We start from the raw sequence: 1439 nt of genomic DNA, 5'->3' as shown, positions 1-1439 counted from the left end.
ACCACAACCTGTTCGTCGTGATGAAGCACCAGAGCGAGGATATCGGCCATCTCCCGATCGCCGCCCAGGCGACGCAGCATCTGGTCCTGCAATTGTCGAAAGGCCAGCGGCAATTCCAGGAAAGGCGCACCATTGCGCAAAGCACCGGGCTTGCGTTGGATGACGGTAAGATAATGCCGCCAGTCATAAATCGTCCTCGGCGGTTTGTCGTGGCTGCGTTCTATGATCCGCGGATGTTCGCAGAGGATATTTCCCTCGGCTGCAACGACCAGCCGCTCGGGATAAATCCTCAGGCTGACGGGGCGGTTCGCGAACGATGCTGGCACACTGTAACGATTACGCTCGAAGGTGATCAGGCATGTCGGCGAGACCCGCTTGCTCTGCTCGACGAAGCCGTCAAACATGGCGGGCAATGCCATTAAAGCAGGCTGCTCATCACCCCAAACATCCGCGATCGAACCGGGCAGGCTCCCGTGCGGTGTCTCCTGCCACAGGTCTTGGCAATGCTGCTCCAGCCACAGATTCAACCCTGCCAAATCCGGGAAGTCCGGCATCTGGTGCCACAGACGTGGTCGGGCATCCTGAACGTTCTTCTCGACCTGTCCCTTCTCCCAGCCTGCGGCGGGATTGCAGAACTCTGGCGCAAAAACGTAGTGGTTCGTCATCGCAAGGAACCGGATGTTGACCTGTCGCTCCTTGCCGCGGCCAACGCGATCGACCGCTGTCTTCATATTATCGTAGATGCCGCGAGCAGGGACGCCGCCGAACACACGGAAGCCGTGCCAATGGGCGTCAAACAGCATCTCGTGCGTTTGCAGCAGATACGCCCTGACCAGAAAAGCCCGACTGTGCGATAGCTTGATATGCGCGACCTGCAGCTTCGTGCGCTCGCCGCCAATGACGGCATAGTCCTCACTCCAATCGAATTGGAATGCTTCGCCTGGGCGGAAAGACAGCGGAACAAATATGCCGCGGCCCGTCGTCTGCTGCTCACGTTGTCGTTCCGCTCGCCAATCACGGGCGAAGGCGGCAACCCGACCATAGGAGCCGGTAAAGCCGAGAGCCACCAGATCGGCATGAACCTGCTTCAGTGTTCGTCGCTGCTTGCGCGACTTCCCGGCCTCTGTCTTCAGCCAGGCCGCCAGCTTGTCGGCAAAAGGATCAAGCTTGCTCGGCCGTTCCGGTACCGTGAATGTCGGTTCGATCGTGCCCGCGTTCAGATACTTTGCGATCGTGTTCCGCGACAGCCCCGTGCGCCGGCTGATCTCGCGGATCGACTGCTTCTCGCGCAGCGCCATCCGACGGATGATATTTAAAAGTCCCATGTGGATCACTCCGTTGCCCCCGTCGCTCTCCGCGTTGGGGGGAAGGTTCACATGGCTCAATTCTCAATGGAAATTATGCGCCTAACCGGCTCAGTTCCGCGTGGAAACCAACAG

The 1439-nt window shown here is 59.3% G+C and carries 1 protein-coding gene; it reads right to left on the bottom strand.

All coding sequences use genetic code 11. From position 1 onward, the window contains the following. Positions 1-1325 (bottom strand): IS21 family transposase (gene istA, locus F3H58_RS27040; RefSeq protein ID WP_149744443.1); only part of this gene is annotated, 1325 nt, incomplete at its 3' end. Positions 1326-1439 lie beyond the last annotated feature (114 nt).

Source organism: Rhizobium sp. NFACC06-2, assembly GCF_900101425.1.
Classification (GTDB): Bacteria; Pseudomonadota; Alphaproteobacteria; order Rhizobiales; family Rhizobiaceae; genus Agrobacterium; species Agrobacterium leguminum.
The sequence above is the reverse complement of the archived record's forward strand: the minus strand, read 5'-3'. Positions and strand labels throughout refer to the sequence as shown.